This window comes from Brachybacterium timonense (assembly GCF_900258505.1).
Classification (GTDB): Bacteria; Actinomycetota; Actinomycetes; order Actinomycetales; family Dermabacteraceae; genus Brachybacterium; species Brachybacterium timonense.
Map to the genome: position 1 here is coordinate 480,351 of NZ_LT984895.1, position 15,911 is coordinate 496,261.

The 15,911-nt window shown below is 69.8% G+C and carries 13 protein-coding genes; 4 read left to right on the forward strand and 9 right to left on the reverse strand.

Annotation, left to right across the window (positions count from 1 at the left end):
• Positions 1-48: 48 nt before the first annotated feature.
• Positions 49-213: a hypothetical protein gene (locus tag C8271_RS13810; RefSeq protein WP_170957768.1), complete on the reverse strand. Its 165-nt coding sequence runs from the start codon at positions 211-213 to the stop codon at positions 49-51.
• A gap of 47 nt (positions 214-260) precedes the next feature.
• On the opposite strand from C8271_RS13810, the gene C8271_RS02070 reads away from it, so the two are divergent.
• Entirely contained in the window at positions 261-1,085 is an 825-nt protein-coding gene (locus C8271_RS02070) for an alpha/beta hydrolase (RefSeq protein WP_106505911.1), read from the forward strand.
• A gap of 189 nt (positions 1,086-1,274) precedes the next feature.
• Here the strand turns inward: C8271_RS02070 and C8271_RS02075 are convergent, their stop codons facing one another.
• Positions 1,275-2,444: a MalY/PatB family protein gene (locus tag C8271_RS02075; RefSeq protein ID WP_106505912.1), complete on the reverse strand. Its 1,170-nt coding sequence runs from the start codon at positions 2,442-2,444 to the stop codon at positions 1,275-1,277.
• Between the two features lie 651 nt (positions 2,445-3,095).
• On the opposite strand from C8271_RS02075, the gene C8271_RS02085 reads away from it, so the two are divergent.
• Complete coding sequence (locus C8271_RS02085; RefSeq protein WP_106505914.1) at positions 3,096-3,701, forward strand: hypothetical protein; 606 nt, start codon at positions 3,096-3,098, stop codon at positions 3,699-3,701.
• Here C8271_RS02085 and C8271_RS02090 read toward each other — a convergent pair.
• The 3 genes from C8271_RS02090 to C8271_RS02100 form a co-directional block, all read right to left on the reverse strand.
• Positions 3,685-4,950 (reverse strand): alkaline phosphatase family protein, encoded by a 1,266-nt coding sequence (locus C8271_RS02090; protein ID WP_245920761.1) that lies wholly within the window; start codon positions 4,948-4,950, stop codon positions 3,685-3,687. The two genes, C8271_RS02085 and C8271_RS02090, sit on opposite strands and share 17 nt — an antisense overlap.
• A gap of 145 nt (positions 4,951-5,095) precedes the next feature.
• On the reverse strand, positions 5,096-5,956 hold the full coding sequence (locus C8271_RS02095; protein ID WP_138774506.1) for a hypothetical protein: 861 nt from the start codon (positions 5,954-5,956) through the stop codon (positions 5,096-5,098).
• Positions 5,953-6,219, reverse strand: a complete 267-nt coding sequence (locus tag C8271_RS02100; RefSeq protein ID WP_106505917.1) for a hypothetical protein — start codon at positions 6,217-6,219, stop codon at positions 5,953-5,955. Before C8271_RS02100 ends, C8271_RS02095 begins: the two co-directional genes overlap by 4 nt.
• Before the next feature lie 129 nt (positions 6,220-6,348).
• Here C8271_RS02100 and C8271_RS02105 point away from each other — a divergent pair, with 129 nt between their 5' ends.
• On the forward strand, positions 6,349-7,827 hold the full coding sequence (locus tag C8271_RS02105) for a serine/threonine protein kinase (protein WP_106505918.1): 1,479 nt from the start codon (positions 6,349-6,351) through the stop codon (positions 7,825-7,827).
• An 80-nt stretch (positions 7,828-7,907) separates the two neighbouring features.
• On the opposite strand, the gene C8271_RS02110 is transcribed toward C8271_RS02105, so the two are convergent.
• Genes C8271_RS02110 through C8271_RS02125 form a run of 4 tightly spaced genes read right to left on the reverse strand, consistent with a single transcriptional unit; the run spans position 7,908 to position 14,938 of the window.
• Positions 7,908-9,497, reverse strand: coding sequence for a serine hydrolase domain-containing protein (locus C8271_RS02110; protein ID WP_106507804.1), 1,590 nt, complete (start codon positions 9,495-9,497; stop codon positions 7,908-7,910).
• 5 nt (positions 9,498-9,502) lie between these two features.
• Positions 9,503-10,294 carry an SWIM zinc finger family protein gene (locus C8271_RS02115; RefSeq protein WP_245921163.1) on the reverse strand — a complete coding sequence of 264 codons (792 nt, stop codon included), beginning with the start codon at positions 10,292-10,294 and terminating at the stop codon, positions 9,503-9,505.
• Between the two features lie 10 nt (positions 10,295-10,304).
• Positions 10,305-13,391 (reverse strand): DEAD/DEAH box helicase, encoded by a 3,087-nt coding sequence (locus tag C8271_RS02120; RefSeq protein ID WP_245920764.1) that lies wholly within the window; start codon positions 13,389-13,391, stop codon positions 10,305-10,307.
• Positions 13,352-14,938 carry a MinD/ParA family ATP-binding protein gene (locus tag C8271_RS02125; RefSeq protein WP_106505920.1) on the reverse strand — a complete coding sequence of 529 codons (1,587 nt, stop codon included), beginning with the start codon at positions 14,936-14,938 and terminating at the stop codon, positions 13,352-13,354. The genes C8271_RS02120 and C8271_RS02125 overlap by 40 nt, the downstream gene beginning before the upstream one ends.
• A gap of 129 nt (positions 14,939-15,067) precedes the next feature.
• Between C8271_RS02125 and C8271_RS02130 the strand changes: the two genes are divergently transcribed.
• The gene (locus C8271_RS02130) at positions 15,068-15,859 is read left to right on the forward strand and encodes a protein phosphatase 2C domain-containing protein (protein WP_106505921.1); all 792 of its coding nucleotides are present in this window, start codon (positions 15,068-15,070) and stop codon (positions 15,857-15,859) included.
• Positions 15,860-15,911 lie beyond the last annotated feature (52 nt).

The window sequence follows — 15,911 nt, forward strand, 5'->3', positions numbered from 1 at the left end:
GTCCTCGGCTGGAGAACTCCCGCTGAGGTCTTCGCCGACCAGCTACACTCACTCGACAACACCGGTGTTGCAACCACCGATTGAATCCGCCCAGTCACCCAGCGCGATGCCGTCCATCACGATCAGGTCACAACGCACAGCACGTACCTCGCCATCTGCGCTCTCGCCGATCACCACGCTGCCCGGCCTGCACAGTGCGCCCCGTGTTCGCATGCAACGCACCTCGCCGTCCGCGGGTGCGACATGGGATCATGCAGACCATGAGCATCGTGCGCGCCCTGTCGGTCCTCGCCTCTCAGTCGCCCACGCGACCCCCACGCAGCGTCGCCGCGCGTGACCGCGTCGAGCGACGCCGGCACCGCTCCGTGCCCGTCACCTGGATCGACGCCGACCGTGCACACCGTGGGACGATCGTGCACCTGCACGGCGGCGGGTATATCACCGGCGAGACCCCGCGGCACTGGGCGTGGCTGGAGGAGGTCTGCCGACGCTCCGGCACGGCAGGCGCGATGATCCACTACCGGATGCCGCCGCGCCACCCCCACCCTGCCGCACTCGATGACACGATTGCCGCCCTCACCTCCATGCTGGACGCGGCTGACCTGCGCAGCGGACGGTGGGTGCTCTCCGGAGACAGCGCCGGTGCGGGCCTGGCTCTCGCCGCTGCGATGACGCTGCAGGAACGCGAGATCGCTGGCCCCGAACTGCTGCTGCTCACCTCGCCGTGGGCGGATCTGTCCACGCAGGAGCGGCTCGGCGATGAGCTGCGCCGCAGCCGAGTGCTGTACATCGACGGATCCGACCCCCTGGACCCGCTCATCTCGCCGGTGCACGGGGATCTCACGGGCCTCGCGCCGATCCACCTCACCAACGGCGCGCAGGATGATCTGGTCGAGGATGGTCGTCGTCTCGCCCGCACGGCGCAGGCTTGTGGCGTGCCGATCACCGTGCACGAGGAGCCGGAGGCTGGCCACGACTTCCCGTTCCACGGAGGCCCCGCGGCCCAGGCCGCCCAGCGCGAGCAGATTCTCGCTGTCCGCGAGGCGCTCGGACTGCAGCAGCACGCCGCCCCGGCCGCGCACTGAGGCGAGCCGGGGCGATCAGCGCTGGTCACTCGTGGGCGCGTGCGCTCTTGCGCATCCCCCACAGGTAGTACGCGGCCAGGATCGCGAGCAGCAGGGAAGCGCAGATCGCAAGGGCCGATGCCTCCCCATACTCACGTTGTTCGAAGGCCAGCGACCGGCCTGCAGTGTGAGCAGGGCAGCGTCGGCGGGTCAGCGTGTGCGCAGCGCCGACGTCACCCGCCCGATGACCTCGCGCAGGATTGGTTGCGGCATCGCGGTCGTCATGCGGATGCACCCCTGCCCGACAGCGCCGCACTGGGACCCGTCCGTGACCGCGACTCCCGCCCGCTCCAGAAGGAATGTGGCCGGGTCTTCGGGAGCATCGGCCTCGCGCAGATCGATCCAGCTCACGTAGGTCGCTTCCGGCCGGGTGACGCGCGCTCCCGGGATCGTCTCCACGACCTGGTCGTGCACCAATGCGGTGTTCTCCTCGAGGTAGGCCGTCACCTCGGGTAGCCAATCGGACTGATCGCGATAGGCGGCGATCGTCGCGGCCTGACCGATGGTCGAGGTGCGGTGCGCCAGGGGAGGGGTCATGTTGCGCCACTGTTCGCGATCGCGGTCATTGGTCGTGACAGCCTGGGCGCACTTGAGGCCGGGGATGTTCCACCCCTTGGAGGTGGAGATCGCTGTGATGCTGTGCTCGGCGGCCTGCTCGGACACACTCGCGTAGGGAATGTGGCGGTGCCCGGCGTGGACGAGAGGCGCCCAGATCTCGTCGGCGAACACTCGAACGCCGGTGTCGGTCATGACCTGGGCGAAGGCCTCGAGCTCGGCGCGCGTGTGCGCGCGGCCCGTCGGGTTGTGCGGATTGCACAGCACGACGAGCTCGGCTCCACTCGAACGGATCGCTGCGGCGAGAGCATCGAGATCCCAGGTGTGGCGCCCGGCCTCGTCCAGGACCATCGGCACCTCGACGACGCGTCGTCCCGCGGTTGCCGCAGCATTGAAGAAGTTCATGTACGACGGGGTCGGGATGACCACAGGTGACCCGGCGGAGGTCTGAGCCATCGCCTGCTCGAAGACGGTGATGACATCGGGCACGGGGTGAACATCGCTCGGCTCGACCCGCCACTCATGCGCCCGAAGGAGGCGTTCGGCAGTGGCGTCCTGAACCTCACGGATCAGCGGGTCTGGGGTGTACCCGAAGCACCCCTTCTCGACCGCCGCGACCAGGGCCGCCTGGACCGCGGGGGATGTGCCGAAGTCCATCTCGGCCACGAACGCCCCGATGGTGGGGGCGGGCAGCGACCATTTCATGGCTCCGGTGGCCCGGAGGTCCTCAGCGGTGAGGTTGTCGAAGGTCGCGCGGAAGCTCATCAGTGGGGTTCCCTTGGTGGTTTGCGTTCAGCAGTGGTGTTCTGGTGGCTATCTTCGCAGAGGTCGTATTCGCTGTCCGCATCGATGTAGTTATGCGCAACAAAGCGTCATCTTATGGGATCTGACCTGCATGGATAAGCAGGTATTTGGGATGTGGTCCCACTGTGTGAGAATTGTTGTGAGACGATTGCCAGCCCCGCCCCAGCCAGCGATGGTGTGTGAAATGTCAAGTACGTCATAGCGGGGTTCGGCCGAGAGCAGGAGGCAGTGGTGCCACGCCAGATCCATGACATCAGTGATCCACCCAGGGTTTTCGCGGTGATCGGCGGCGGGCATCGTGCAGCCGATCGGGGCGCGTATGCAGGTTGGCCGCGACGGCGCGGTCGTCTCAGGGGCGCTCGAGGTCGGGCCGCCGCCGTACCGGGTCGTGAACGCGCACGGAAGCGCCCAGCGCGGCCTCCTCGCCGTCGGCGTCCCGCTCGAATCGATCCTCTGGGGAACTCAGTTACAGCCTCTGGCCTGCACGAACTCACGCATGCTGCGGGAAACAGACGCTGTTGCGCGAGAGGCGCTCGTGCCGGGCATCGACCAGCGCGCGGAACATCCCGGCAGTCCTGAATCCCCAATGCTTCCGGACGGTAAGATCGCGGGATGACCACTGAGCAGACGGCCGCTGCGCACGCGGGAGAGGCCCGTCATGTCCTGTGGGACGGCGAGGACCCAGCCGTGCACCGGCTCCGCGCCGTGCTCGCCCCCTTTCTGCCGAACGGCACCGTGCGGGTGGTCCTTCAACAGCTCCGGCTGCATGAACACGGCCGCCTCGACGCCATCCATGAGCTGATCGACGTCATCGTGGACGTCGAAGGAAACCTCGTGGTGATGGCACTGGGCGAGACAGTCCGCGGCGATGCCGCGGCCGCCGCCCGCCTGGATGTTGAGCTCGCCGCCGTGCGCGCCACCCTGGACGCGCACGGCCTCGTGGGCCGTGATTCGCTCGAGATCGTGCTGGACGCCGACGGCTCCGAACAGGTGCTGCTCGCCTTCGGGCTCGAGCTCGCTGCGCACGACCTTCACGAGCGGCCCGAGGCCCTCCACGGCGGAGAGCATCACGTCGCCCAGCACTCCGCTGAGCTGGATGACCTGCGTGATCGTCTCGACGCGCAGCAGCGGCGCCGCACCCCGTGGTGGCGACGGCTGCGTCGGGCGATCAGTGACCGGATCCCGCACAGCCCCCGTATCCTCAGGCGATCTCCCTGAGCCTGGCCTCCCGCATGCCGGTTGCGGTCGCCTCCTCCAGGCGCAGCCCCATCGCGGAGGCCAGTGTCACGCCGAGGTCCGCCCACGAACCTGTGGCGGATGACCGTGGCAGCCCTGGTCCACTGGCCAGTGCGTCGATCGCCGCCGTCGGATCGGTGACCGCACGCGGACCCGCGTAGTACGGGTCATCGCCCGGCACCAGTGGCCGATGCGTCGCCGATTCCCCGAACAGGATGCCCGCAGGCCCCTCGATCACAGCGATCACATCCGTGGCGTCGGTAGCTCCGACGCCGTCCTCCACGGGCCGCACCCGCAGATCGGTCTCGCGTGCGAGCTCTTCCAGCACATCCATCGCTACGGCGCGCAGAGCTGATCCCTCATCCCGTCGCACGTGGAGGGCGCCGTGCGGACCATCGGGCCAGACAACAGCGCGGAAATCCGCCAGCTGTGGCCCGTCGGTGCGCAGCAGCCCGTGAGCGGCGAGGGCTGTGTTCGGGTGCACCAGCAGCGTCGTCGGCACGAGCGGCCTGTCGTGCACCAGAAGAATCCGGTCGCCGCTGCGCGCGTCGAAAGCCTCGAGCACGGCGAGGATCTGCTCGGTGACCTCGTCGAACGTACGGCGTGCCTGCAGTGAACCGATGCCGTGGGTGCGGCGAGCCGTTCCCAACCCGGTCAGGCGCACCGCGAGCAGATCTACCGACGCCGTATCGAGCTCCCGCACGATCTCGGTGACCAGTGCATCCGGAGGCACATGGGACAGCTGCACACCTGCTTCGCGGCGGGCCCGCAGATGCTCGCGCACCATCCGCTCCGAACTGGTGCGTTCGGCCATCGCCCAGCGGTCCCGGTAGTTGCGCAGGTCCTCCACGAGGGGCAAGCACAGGTCGATGTCGGCCCCGGCGGTCGCGGGCCACTGGAGGGCGGCCGTCACCATGCCGGCCTGGGCGGCGGCGTCGAACAGCGTCGGGGCGCGCAGGGAGCTCGCGTACCACGTCGACCCCGTGGACAGAGACTCCGGAGCGAACGGCCGCTCGGTGGTGACACCGTGCCGGGCCACCGTCGTGCCGGTCATGAGGGCAGTGAGAGCCGGAGCGGTCTGCGACGGTCCGCGTGGCTCGATACGCAGCGTCACCGCGGCTCGAAGCAGTGTCGCGAGATGCCCGTCGGCCTGAGCGGCGGCGTGCAGGGCATCGCTGTCGGACGGGCCGAAGCCGTCGACGGCGATCAGCAGGGTGCGTGCGCCCTTCACGTCCCTCCCTCCGCTGCAGGACATGTCACGTCGCGTCGGTGTGACGTGACGGGACATGACGGTAGGTGCCGCGGATGGACGCCTCGCCAGGGGGCGGTGAGCACGGGGTCACGTGTGGGTGAACACCCCGTGAGCACCGGTGCGCTCAGCAGTCCTCGACGAAAGCCTGCGGGTCGGCGTCAAAGGATGACGCCCATGGATCCAGGATCTGCTCACGGGGCACGCGAGGGGAACGCAGATAGGTCGTCATGACGTGGTCCCGCACGCGCTGATGGCTTTCGCTCTGTTCGAGGGCGGGCATGGCGCGTCCGTCGTCGGACGTGGTCGCGCACATGTCCAGGCCCAAGGCCAGCACCCGCAGTCGACCCGCACCGAGCACGCCTGATTCCTCGACAGTGATGTCGGCGGCGAACCGCAGCCCGGTCGCGGCCACGGCATTGCTCGTCGGATTGAGCACCGTCCACGCCACAGTGCCGCCCACGAACAGCTTCGGCTCTACGCCTTCCTGCCCCAGGAACCAGTCGGCGGCCACGAGCGGCGCCCCCACGTGCACGAGCCCGGAATGCAGTGCCGACGTGTGGAAATAAGCCATGCCCTCCGTGAACGCCTTGTCCAGATCCGAGCTCCAGTCGGAGGGCACCAGCTCGAGCAGGGTCTCGCGCCACTGATCCACCGAGAGGTCGGCGTGTTCATGGGTCTTCAGATAGCTGGCGTCGAAGAACGCGGCGAGACTCCGCTTGGCGGTGTCAACGTCCTCGTCGGTCACCCCGGCGTCGTTCCACACGGTCTGGTTGCGTTCGTCGTGCAAGGGCGCCGACAGCAGCGCCTGCAGATCATGGCCGTCGTAGAGGTCCGCGGGCAGAGAGCCAAGCGGGTCGCGCGGAACATCCGGATTCGTCGACGGCCCACAGGAGACGAGGGCCGGAGCCAGAAGAGCCAGGGCCGGGAAGGCGCTGCTGAGGACCATCCGCCGCGCCGGTGAGCGCGGCGGGGGAGGTGTGCTCATCGCAGCTCGGGCTCCGACGCGTCGGCGCGGCCCGCGTCGGCGTCCTGACGCCGGCCGACGGTGCGAGCGGCGGCCCGGTCGCGCTCGGCGGCCTTCTTCACCAGATCGGTGGTGTCATGCTCCGGCTCCTCGGGCTGAAGCACCATCCACACGGCGAAGCCGATGGTGAGCACCACGGTTCCGATGAGCAAGATGCCCATCAGCGGCCAGGAGAAACGCACAGGATCCCAGAAGCCGCCGACGCTGGCTGCCCACACGCTCATGCCCCTCCCTGCCTGTTCTCTTGGTGCCCCGTATCCCTGCACTCGTGCCGGTGCGCGCCGTCGGGCGCACAGCGGTCACCCTGTGAGGATACTCCGGCCCGCTGTCCTGAACGCTATGCTGAGGAAACTATGGCCGATGTGATCGTGGGGCGGTTCGCGCTCATCGACCTGATCGCCAAGGGGGGATCAGGCGCAGTCTGGCGTGCCTGGGACCAGAAGACCGAAGAGGTCTGCGCTGCGAAAGTGCTGCGTCAACGTGACTCAGCGGACCTCATGCGCTTCGTGCGGGAGAAGGGCGTCAGCTTCGACCACCCGCACCTGCTGACGCCATACGGCTGGGGCGCAGAGGACGAACACGTCGTGATCGCCATGCCGCTGGTCTCCGGCGGCACCCTCGAGTCGATCGTGCGCAAACGCGGGAAGCTCTCAGAGCCGGCGACCGTCGTGATCCTCGACCAGCTGCTGGACGGCCTCGCGCATGTGCACGCTGCCGGCTGGATCCACCGTGACGTCAAGCCCGCCAACATCATGTTCGAGCCGCGTGGCCGATCCCGGCCCGTTTCACGTCTGGCGGACTTTGGTATCGCCGTGCATGAGTCCGACGTGCGGTTCACGCATGTGGGCATGGTCAACGGCACCCCCGGCTATATGGCGCCCGAGCTGTTCTCCATGGCGGAGCCCGCTCCGTCGCACGACGTGTACGCCGCGGGTGTGGTGGCGCTCGTGGCGCTGAACGGCCCGATCAAACTGCATGACGGTGCGTTCCGGCCCGACGAGCTCACGCAGTATCTGCGCGGGGTCTCCCCGAAGCTGGGAGCTGTGATCCGTCGGATGCTCGCCGCCCAGCCTGATCAGCGGTACCAGGATGCGAACGCCGTGCGGCGGGACCTGCCGAAGGTGCCGCCGGGTCTGCCCCTGACGCACGCCGACGGTGCACCGCTGGATCTGGTCGACACACTGCCGCCGTTGCCCGAGAACGCGCCCGGTGCCCGCCGTCCCGAGCGGCCGGCCCCGCGTCCCTCCGGGCCATCGATGGAGGCGATCCGGTCCGGTCGCGTTGAGCAGGGCTTCTCCGCCTCCTCCGCGTCTCCGCAGACCGGTCCACGGTGGACACCGGGGACGCCAGGCGGACCGCAGGGCCCCGGCGGCCCCGGCTACGGCCCATCACGAGGACAGCAGGGGCCGGGCCCGTCGGGCGCGATGAACCGACCAGGACCCCAGGGCGCCCTCGGGCACAGTGGCTCCGGAGCGCCGCCCCGCCCCGGGACGCCGACGGGAGCGCGCAGCGGCCCCACCGATCCGCGCACCTCGACCACATCCTTGACCGGCCTCACCGGGCTGACTGGGGCGAACCTCGCGCGCAACCGCGGAGCGCTCATTGCGATCGGCGTGGGTGTGGCTGCGGCTGTGGTGCTCGGCGCAATCGTCGCCGTGATCCTGCTGGTGATGTTCCCGACGGGCCAGAACAATGCCCGAGGCGAGGAGGCCTACGGCGTCGTGCAGGCCGGGCAGAGCTGCGGTGAGGACGATCTGGGCATCATCGGCGTCACCGAGGAGGGGGAGTACCTCTCCTGCCGCCTCAGCGAGGACGGCCCCGCCTTCGACTGACGCCGCGGGGCCCGCTGGCACCTTCCCGCGGGGCCGATGACGCCGTCCTCGGGCCCGATCACACGGCCCCGGAACCCGTCTCAGGCGTCGACCGCGGCGAGGTCCAGCTGCTGGATCTGGCACTGGCGGCGCGGGTCCATCAGCATCATGATCTGCAGTTGCTTGCCGTCCACCGTGCCGGGCACGCGCCACTGCAGCTGCGCGGGGGAGAGCACCTGCGCATCCTCCAGCCGCAGCGTCGTGAGCGCCGCCGCGTCGACACCCGCGGCCGCGAGCGCCTGGTCGCGGCGCCGCGCCCGCTCATCGCGAGGCACGTCGGGATCCATGTTCTCGGCGAACCACGCATCGGCGATCGCTGTCGCACGCTGTGCAGCATCGGAGTCGGCCGGCTGCTCGCCCGGGGCGAGCGCAGGCGCGTGTCGCAGCCAGTCCAGCGCCGCCTGAGCTGCCTCGCGGGTGCGCGGCATGAGCGTGGGCACGCGCGCAGCGAGCAGCTCCGGGCAGCGCTCGCGCAGCAGACGCAGTGCCTGCATCGACAGCGGTACCGCCGGTGCGTACTTCGAGTTCGCGAGCGCCACGATGCCGAGCCCCGTGTCGCGGTGCCAGGCCATGAATGAGCCGTAGCCAGGGAAGCCACCGGAGTGCGAGACGATCTCGCCCAGATCCGGGAACTCCTCGATGACCAGGCCGTACCCGTAACCGCGGATGCGATCGAAGCCCGCGGAGGCCTTCCCGCCCGTGGACGGCAGGGCAGGTGTGTGCTGGATGCGGTGCAGCTGCTGCATCTCGCGGCGGGAGGCGGTGGACAGCACCGACTGATCGTGGTCCGCGGCGTCCGGTGCATCGGCGGCGGCGAGGAACCGAGTCCAGGCGGCTACGTCGTCAACACTGCTAAAAAGGCCAGCCATCGCGCCGTACACGCCATGTGCGTCGAAGGGGAGCGGTTCGAAGCGGGTGGCGTCGGCCCGATCTGCGAGCCGGTGACCGGTGGCGGTGCGGGAGGCGTCGACCTCCTCGCGAGCGAATCCGGTCGAGGTCAGGCCCAGCGGGCGGAGGATCCGCGCGGTGATGTGAGCGCCGAAGTCCTCACCGGTGATCTCGTCGATCACGCGCCCCAGCAGGGAGTAGCCGGTATTGGAGTACTCGAAACCGGTTCCGGGCAGGTGCACGAAGCCGAGGGATCCCGCGAGGATGTCGGCGAACTGCTCACGGCTGATCGGCTGCTGCCGGTCGCCCCACGGATTGTCGGTGACGAAACCGGCGGACATGGTCAGGAGGTGCCGCAGCGTGATCTGCGGGGAGTCCGACGGCAGACGAATCCCCGCCGCTTCGGGTACATGCTCGGTGATCGGATCATCCAGGCGCAGACGGCCTTCATCGCGCAGCGCCAGGATCGTGGCGGCGGTGAACGACTTCGTCATCGAGCAGATGCGGGAAATCGTGCCGCGATCCATCGGCGTGGAGGCCGCGGTGGGCTCGCCGTTGCGCAGTTCGCGGTGTCCCGCAGCGCCATGGGCCAGCAGCACGTCACCGTGATCGTGCCCGCCGACAACACCCCAGGTGACACCGGCCGTGCGGTGCTCCGTCACCGCGGTGGTGAACAGGCTGTCGATCTCCTCGACAACGGCGACGGGAAGCAGGTCAGGGCGCAGTGCGGTCGGGTCAGTCATGGGTGTCACTGTAGATCCTCGGCACGTCCGGCGTGGAAGAACGAGACCAATACAGATGCCGCGTCGGGGCCGATCGCCTCCTCGATGCCGTCGGCCCGCAAACGGGTGGGATCCATACGGGCGGCCCGCAGCTCGGCGCCAGACGCAACCTCAGCAGCAGGGAATTTTTTCGCGGCGGCACTGGTCGCCGCGCCCGAGTCCGGGTCTGGTGGCGTGTCACGTGCCGCCTGCGGGGCGCCGTCCGCGTGGTGTCCGTCGACCTCCGGTGATGCTGGCGGGCGCGGCGCCACCAGGTCTTCGAGAGCGAGCCCCCGCAGGGTCAGCAGATGCAGGGGCGCCTCATCGACCGCCTCCACCAGCACGTAGGCGAGCGCAGCCACGTGCCGGCACGGTCCGGGCCAATCCAGGCACGAGCAGTCATGCGAGAGGTCGGCTGCGCCGCGGGGCAGCAGCGACACCTCGTGACGCGCGAGCTCTTGCTCGATCTCCACCGGATACGCCCCGGCCGCAAGACGCGCGGGAAGCTCCGGATGGGCCCGCGCCACCTGCAGCATCACGTCGCGATCATCCGCACGCAGCACAGGCACCTCGAGGCTCGCCTGCACGAGTGTGCCATCGGCGTGGAGCACGTCGCCGCGCGCCCGGCCAGGAGCCACATCGAGCCACTGCACGCGGCCAGCGCGCGCGTCGGCCTTCCCGCCGGAGGTGCGCCCCACGCCGAGCAGCCCCTCAAGCGCTTCGCGCAGTGCGACAGCTTGCCAGCTGGTCCCGATCGCCCCGCGTCGTGACCGCAGCATGATGCCCACGTCAGACCTCCTCATCCAGGCTCAGCAGACGGTGCAGAGCGGCATCGTCCAGATCCGCCATCCAGCCCTCCCCGGGCCCGATCGCGAGATCCGCAAGCGCTGACTTGTCCGTGAGCACCTGGTCGATCCGCTCCTCCACGGTGCCGGCCGACACCAGCGTGTGGACGGTCACGGCGCGCTGCTGCCCGATGCGGTAGGCGCGGTCCGTGGCCTGGTTCTCCACCGCCGGATTCCACCAGCGGTCCAGGTGCAGGACATGGCTCGCCGCCGTGAGCGTGAGCCCGGTGCCGCCGGCGCGAAGGCTCAGCAGCATCACCTCGGGGGTGTCGGGCTCCGCTTGGAAACGCGCCACCATCGCATCGCGATCCGCCTTGGCCACCCCGCCGTGCAGGAACGGCACGTCCACACCGAACCGCTCACGCCAGTACGGCACCAGCAGGTGGCCGAAGGCGGTGAACTGGGTGAAGGCCAGCACCTTCGCGCCGTTCGCGAACGCCGCGGCGAGCAGGTCGTCGGCCAGCGCGAGCTTGCCGGAACGGTGCTCGCCATCGCGCAGCAGTTCGGACCCGTCCTGCAGGTAATGCGCAGGGTGGTTGCACACCTGTTTCAGCCGCGTGAGGGTGCTGACCACCAGGCTGCGGCGCTGCGCCTGCTCCGCCCCATCGATCTGCACGAGCAGCTCATCCACGAGCGCCTGGTACAGCCCCGCTTGCTCAGCGGTCAGGTTCACCACCCGGGTCAGTTCGATCTTCTCGGGCAGGTCCGCAATGATCGTGCGGTCCGTCTTCAGACGCCGCAGGATGAACGGCCCGGTCACGAACTTCAGGCGGCTGAGGGCCGACGGATCGGCGTCGCGCTCGATCGGTTGCGCGATCCGCTCACGGAACCCCGCGAGCTCGCCCAGCAGGCCGGGGTTCACGGTCTCCATCAGCGCGTGGAGGTCGTCGAGTCGGTTCTCCACCGGGGTTCCGGTCAGCGCCAGCCGGTGCCGTGCCTGCAGTGATCGCGCCGCTCGCGCCACCTGGGTGCCGGGGTTCTTCACGTGCTGTGCTTCGTCCAGCACCACGCGATGCCAGTCCACGGATCCGAGCACCCCCTGGTCGCGAGCCAGCAGCGAATACGTGGTGATCACGAGGTTGGTGTCCAGGGCACCGGGTGCGAAGGACTCGTCCCGGATCCGATCGCCGCCGTGGTGCACGTGCACGCTGAGATGCGGGGCGAATGTGCGGGCCTCCCGCTGCCAGGCGCCGACCACCGACATCGGACACACGAGCAGGGTGGGGCCGAGCTCGCCGCCCACTTCCCTTTCCCGGCACAGCAGCGCAAGCACCTGCATGGTCTTGCCGAGCCCCATATCGTCGGCCAGGATGCCGCCGGCGCCCATCTCATGCAGTGCCCACATCCACTCGAGCCCGGCCTGCTGGTAGGGCCGCAGGGTGGCGTGCAGAGTGTGCGGCGGGGGCAGCTGGGGGGCGCCCGGGCCGCCGGGGAGCAGATCCAGCAGGCCGCCGCGCTGATCGGCGACAGCGTCGGCAGCGAGGTCCACGTCTGCCGCATCACCGGAGAGCAGCAGAGAGAACAGGTCCGTCCACGGCATCTGCCCGGCTGTCGGCAACGGCGGTACAGGAGGCACGGCGGCGGGCTGCCCGTCGTCGGTGCGCGGGCGTTTGGCCGGGGCGGCCTTATCCGCTCGCGGGCTCGTCACGTCGTGCTGCCCGACGTGGGCGCGCGCGGCGAAGGACTCCAGGAACCGCTCCGCCGCCCGCAGGGTCGTCGCATCTAGGCGCACCCACTGTCCACGCAGCCGCACCAGCTCGGACTGCGCGTCGCGGATCTCCTGCATCTCCTCGTCGCTCAGATCGAGGTCACCCACGGCCATGCGCCAGCGGAACGACGCCATCGCCCCCAGCCCCACGCCGGGCCGGCGCTCGCCGTCGGTCGTCTCCTCCCGCGGTTCGGCGCGCAGACGGGTGGACTGCTTCGTCCAGTCGCGCGGCAGCAGCACCGTCACGCCAGCGTCCTCGAGCGCCGGTGTGTCCAGTGACAGGAACTGTCCGGCCTGGGTGGTGGTGAGCAGCCAGTCCACGCCCGTATCGTCCACGGCGGCCTCGCGCACCGTCGGGGCGAGCTGCAGCACGGCGGCGCTCGCCTCCGCTGCGCCCGCGGCACTGACATCGCCCACCGCGCGCAGATCGGCTACCGGGTGCACAGTCCCGTCGGCCTCCCGCAGGCAGGTCTGCAATGGCCAGGCGGTGCCCAGGGGTGGTTCGTGCAGACGCACCACCAGCTGCGCATCTGTCGACGTCAGCCGCACCCCCGTGCGGGCGGTCCGCAGCCAGGTCTCCAGCGCCCGCATCAGGGTGCGCTGGGCGGGCAGATCACCGTCGAGCGGCGCCTGCGTGGCGAGGGCATCGAGCACACCCAGCGGGTCGTTCGTGTGGTGCGCTGCGGTTCCCGCGGCGGCGCGTACTGCTTCACGATGCGCTGCGAAGGCGCGGCGAGCGTGAGCATCGGTGAGGGCGGTGAGCATCGGTGGCCCGTCCCGTTCGGTCGGTGCCCAGTGCAGTGTCGTACCGCCCGCGCTGTCACGGGAGTCGATGCGCAGCTGCCGGGCATCGACCAGGTGACGGGCGCGTTCCTCGAGGGCGACGGCGGCCAGCAGATCCGGCATGGCTGCGGCCTGCTCGCTCAGCAGGGCAGCGCGACCATCGGCCAGCAGCTGTGCCAGGACCTGCCCGACCTCGTCGCCGAAGCGGTGCTCGAGAACCGAGCGCACCGCCTGCACCAGAGCGATCAGCAGATCATCCCCGAGCGCGAGCGCCGGGACGCGCCGATCCGGCCGACCGGCGCGGCCTGCCACACGCACTCGGTGCCGCAGCCGCGGCCCCTGCTGCGCCAGTGCTGTGCGCACAGCAGGTGGGCAGGATTCCAGCACCGCCGTGAGCTCCTCGGCCGCGCGGGAACGCCCTGGCGCGGTCTGCTCCCGCACCCAGAGGGCTGGCCCCAGCTCGGGATCGAGCAGCAGGTGCAGGCGGTGCTGTGGAGCGGTCACAGCCCGTCGACGACCAGTGCCGTGGCCTCCATCCACGCCTCCTTCGTGGCGGGAGTGATCCGATCCCACTCCAGATGGGAGCCGTCCACGAAGGCTTCCTCATACGGGACTTCCGCGATCGCACGCGTGTGCGCGCCGAAGTGCGTCATCAGCCGGCGGCGCAGCGTTGCCTCGATCTTCCCCTTCGCCGAGTGGGACAGGATCGTGACCGCATTGTCGACCTGGGAGCCGAGCCCGGTGGCGCGCAGCTCGTCGATCATCCAGGCGGCGGCATTGAAGGTGTCCTCACGCACCGTCGAGATGATTACGAGCTGATCCGCTGAGCGCACGGCCGCGAGCCAGTTGGAGGCGCGCACGTTGTTGCCGGTGTCGATCACTTTGAGGCGGTAGAACCGCGACAGAGTCTCGTCGAGCTCCTCGAAAGCGCGCCCGTCGATCGAGGCGGCCGAGCCCGGGTCCTCATCAGAGGCGAGGATGTCGAATCGGGTCACGCCCTGGTGGCGCACGTAACGGTCCAGGTCTGCCACCGACGCCTGGGGGGAGCGCAGCTGGTCCAGGTCGTGCAGCAGATCCAGTGCCGTGCGGTGGTGGTCGCTGGGCACACCGCGCCAGCCCAGGGTGCCGCGGGTCTCGTTGTTGTCCCAGGCCAGCACGCTGCCGCCACGGGCCACGCCCAGCGTGGCGGCGAGCATGAGAGTGGCGGTGGTCTTGTGAGCGCCGCCCTTGAGGTTCACCACGGCGATGTTCCGGGGACCGTCAACGGGCCGACGAAGCCGCTCGGCGCGATCGCGCTCGTGCCGCTCTGTGCGGTTCGGCCGTGGCGAGATGACACCGCCGGTCACGCGGGTGATGAACCCGGGCAGCCCCTTGGTGGCCGGGACCTTCTTGGGCGTGCGCGCTGTGGACTGCAGGTCCTGGAGTGTGGGCCGAGAGGGATCGGTCTGGTCCGCCGTCGGCAGATTCCGCTCGGGCTTCTGCGGTGTCTCGGGCGTCTGCCCGGTGGCCGTGTCGGCGTCGCCGGGTGCGTCCGCGGGGCGCGTGTCGTCATCGGACAGCTCCGGATCATCCGCGTGCTCGGGCGGCCGGGACGATGGGGCGCTGCTGGCGCTCGCGGCACTCACAGCGCTGGAGGCGCTGTGACCGCTTGCGCCGCTCGATACCGCTGCACTCACCCCGGACGTGCGTCCCCAGGATGCGCTCGCTGCGGAATGCGCGCCGCGGTGGCGGCGCGGGGTCACCGAACCAGCACCCTCACGCGGGGCCAGCCCCGATGACGGCGCCCACGATGCATCGCTCGGGGACGCCAGCGGCGCGGGTGTGCTGTCCTCTGGGCCGTACAGCGGACGATCGTCGGCCGGTCGGCTCGCGATCCGGCCCGACGGCTCGACGCGCAGATGATGTCGTGCGTCCGGCTCAACGATCGCGATGTCGATGCCGTCACCGCTGCGTCGGGCGGCACCGATGAAGACCTGCTTGATCTGTGTGCGCAGATCGGGGAGGTCCTCACCTGCCAGCTCGACGGTGTCATCGGCCAGGTAGACGGTGGCCCGGGTGTCGGAGGTGATGCGCGCCTGCGCGATCATCGAGGTTCTCCTTGGGACGGGGGCGATCTGCGCGGAAGGCGCGATCGGGTGCCGGACCACTCTACGGCGCCCACGAGCGAACACCGAAGGCGAGCATGCGCGATGTGAACGCCGTCCTACAGTGGAGGAATGGACGCGCGCGTGCTGACAGACCCTTCGGGCAGCGCCCCCAATGAGGACGCCGCCGGGGTGCTCGGTGAGGTGGCCGTGGTGGTCGACGGTGCCGGAATCCCGGAGCGTTTCCGTGCGGGCTGCCGACACTCCGTGGCCTGGTACTCCCATCACCTGGCCTCTGCCCTGCTCCTGCACGCCCAGGACGCTGCCGATCTGCGTGAGGCCCTCGCCGCAGCCATCGGCACGGTCGCCTCCCGTCACGCGAGCACCTGTGACCTGGAGGCAGGTAGCCCGTCGGCCACTGTCACGGCCGTTCGCATCCGCCCGGACCACCTCGAGCATCTCGTGCTGTGCGATTGTTCGCTGTTGCTGCGCCGACGTGACGGCAGCGTCGAGCGCTGCACCGATGATCGCGTGGACCGCATCCAGCCGGCCGAACCCACCGCCGAGGCAGTGGAAGCCCTGCGTAATGCGCCGGGCGGGTTCTGGGTGGCCCGGCACGAGGTCGAGGCTGCTGAGCAGGCACTGGTCGGTACCGCCCCGCTCGACCAGATCGATCGCGTCCACCTGATGTCCGATGGGATCACGCGCACGATCGATCTGCTCGGCACCCATGACGCGGCGGAGCTCGAGGCAGCGCTCGCAGCGGACCCGCGGCGACTGCTGCACGACCTGAGGTCGGCGGAGGCAGCGCTGGAGGCGGCGCGGCGACCCCGCAAGATGCACGATGACGCCAGCGTCATCTCCATCGTCCTGCCCCCGCATGCCCCGGCCTCGGCGCAGCGGAGCGCACTGTACGGGCAATGATCGATGGGCACGCCCGAATCCAGTGCGGTTTTACTGAATCCATGCGCATCCG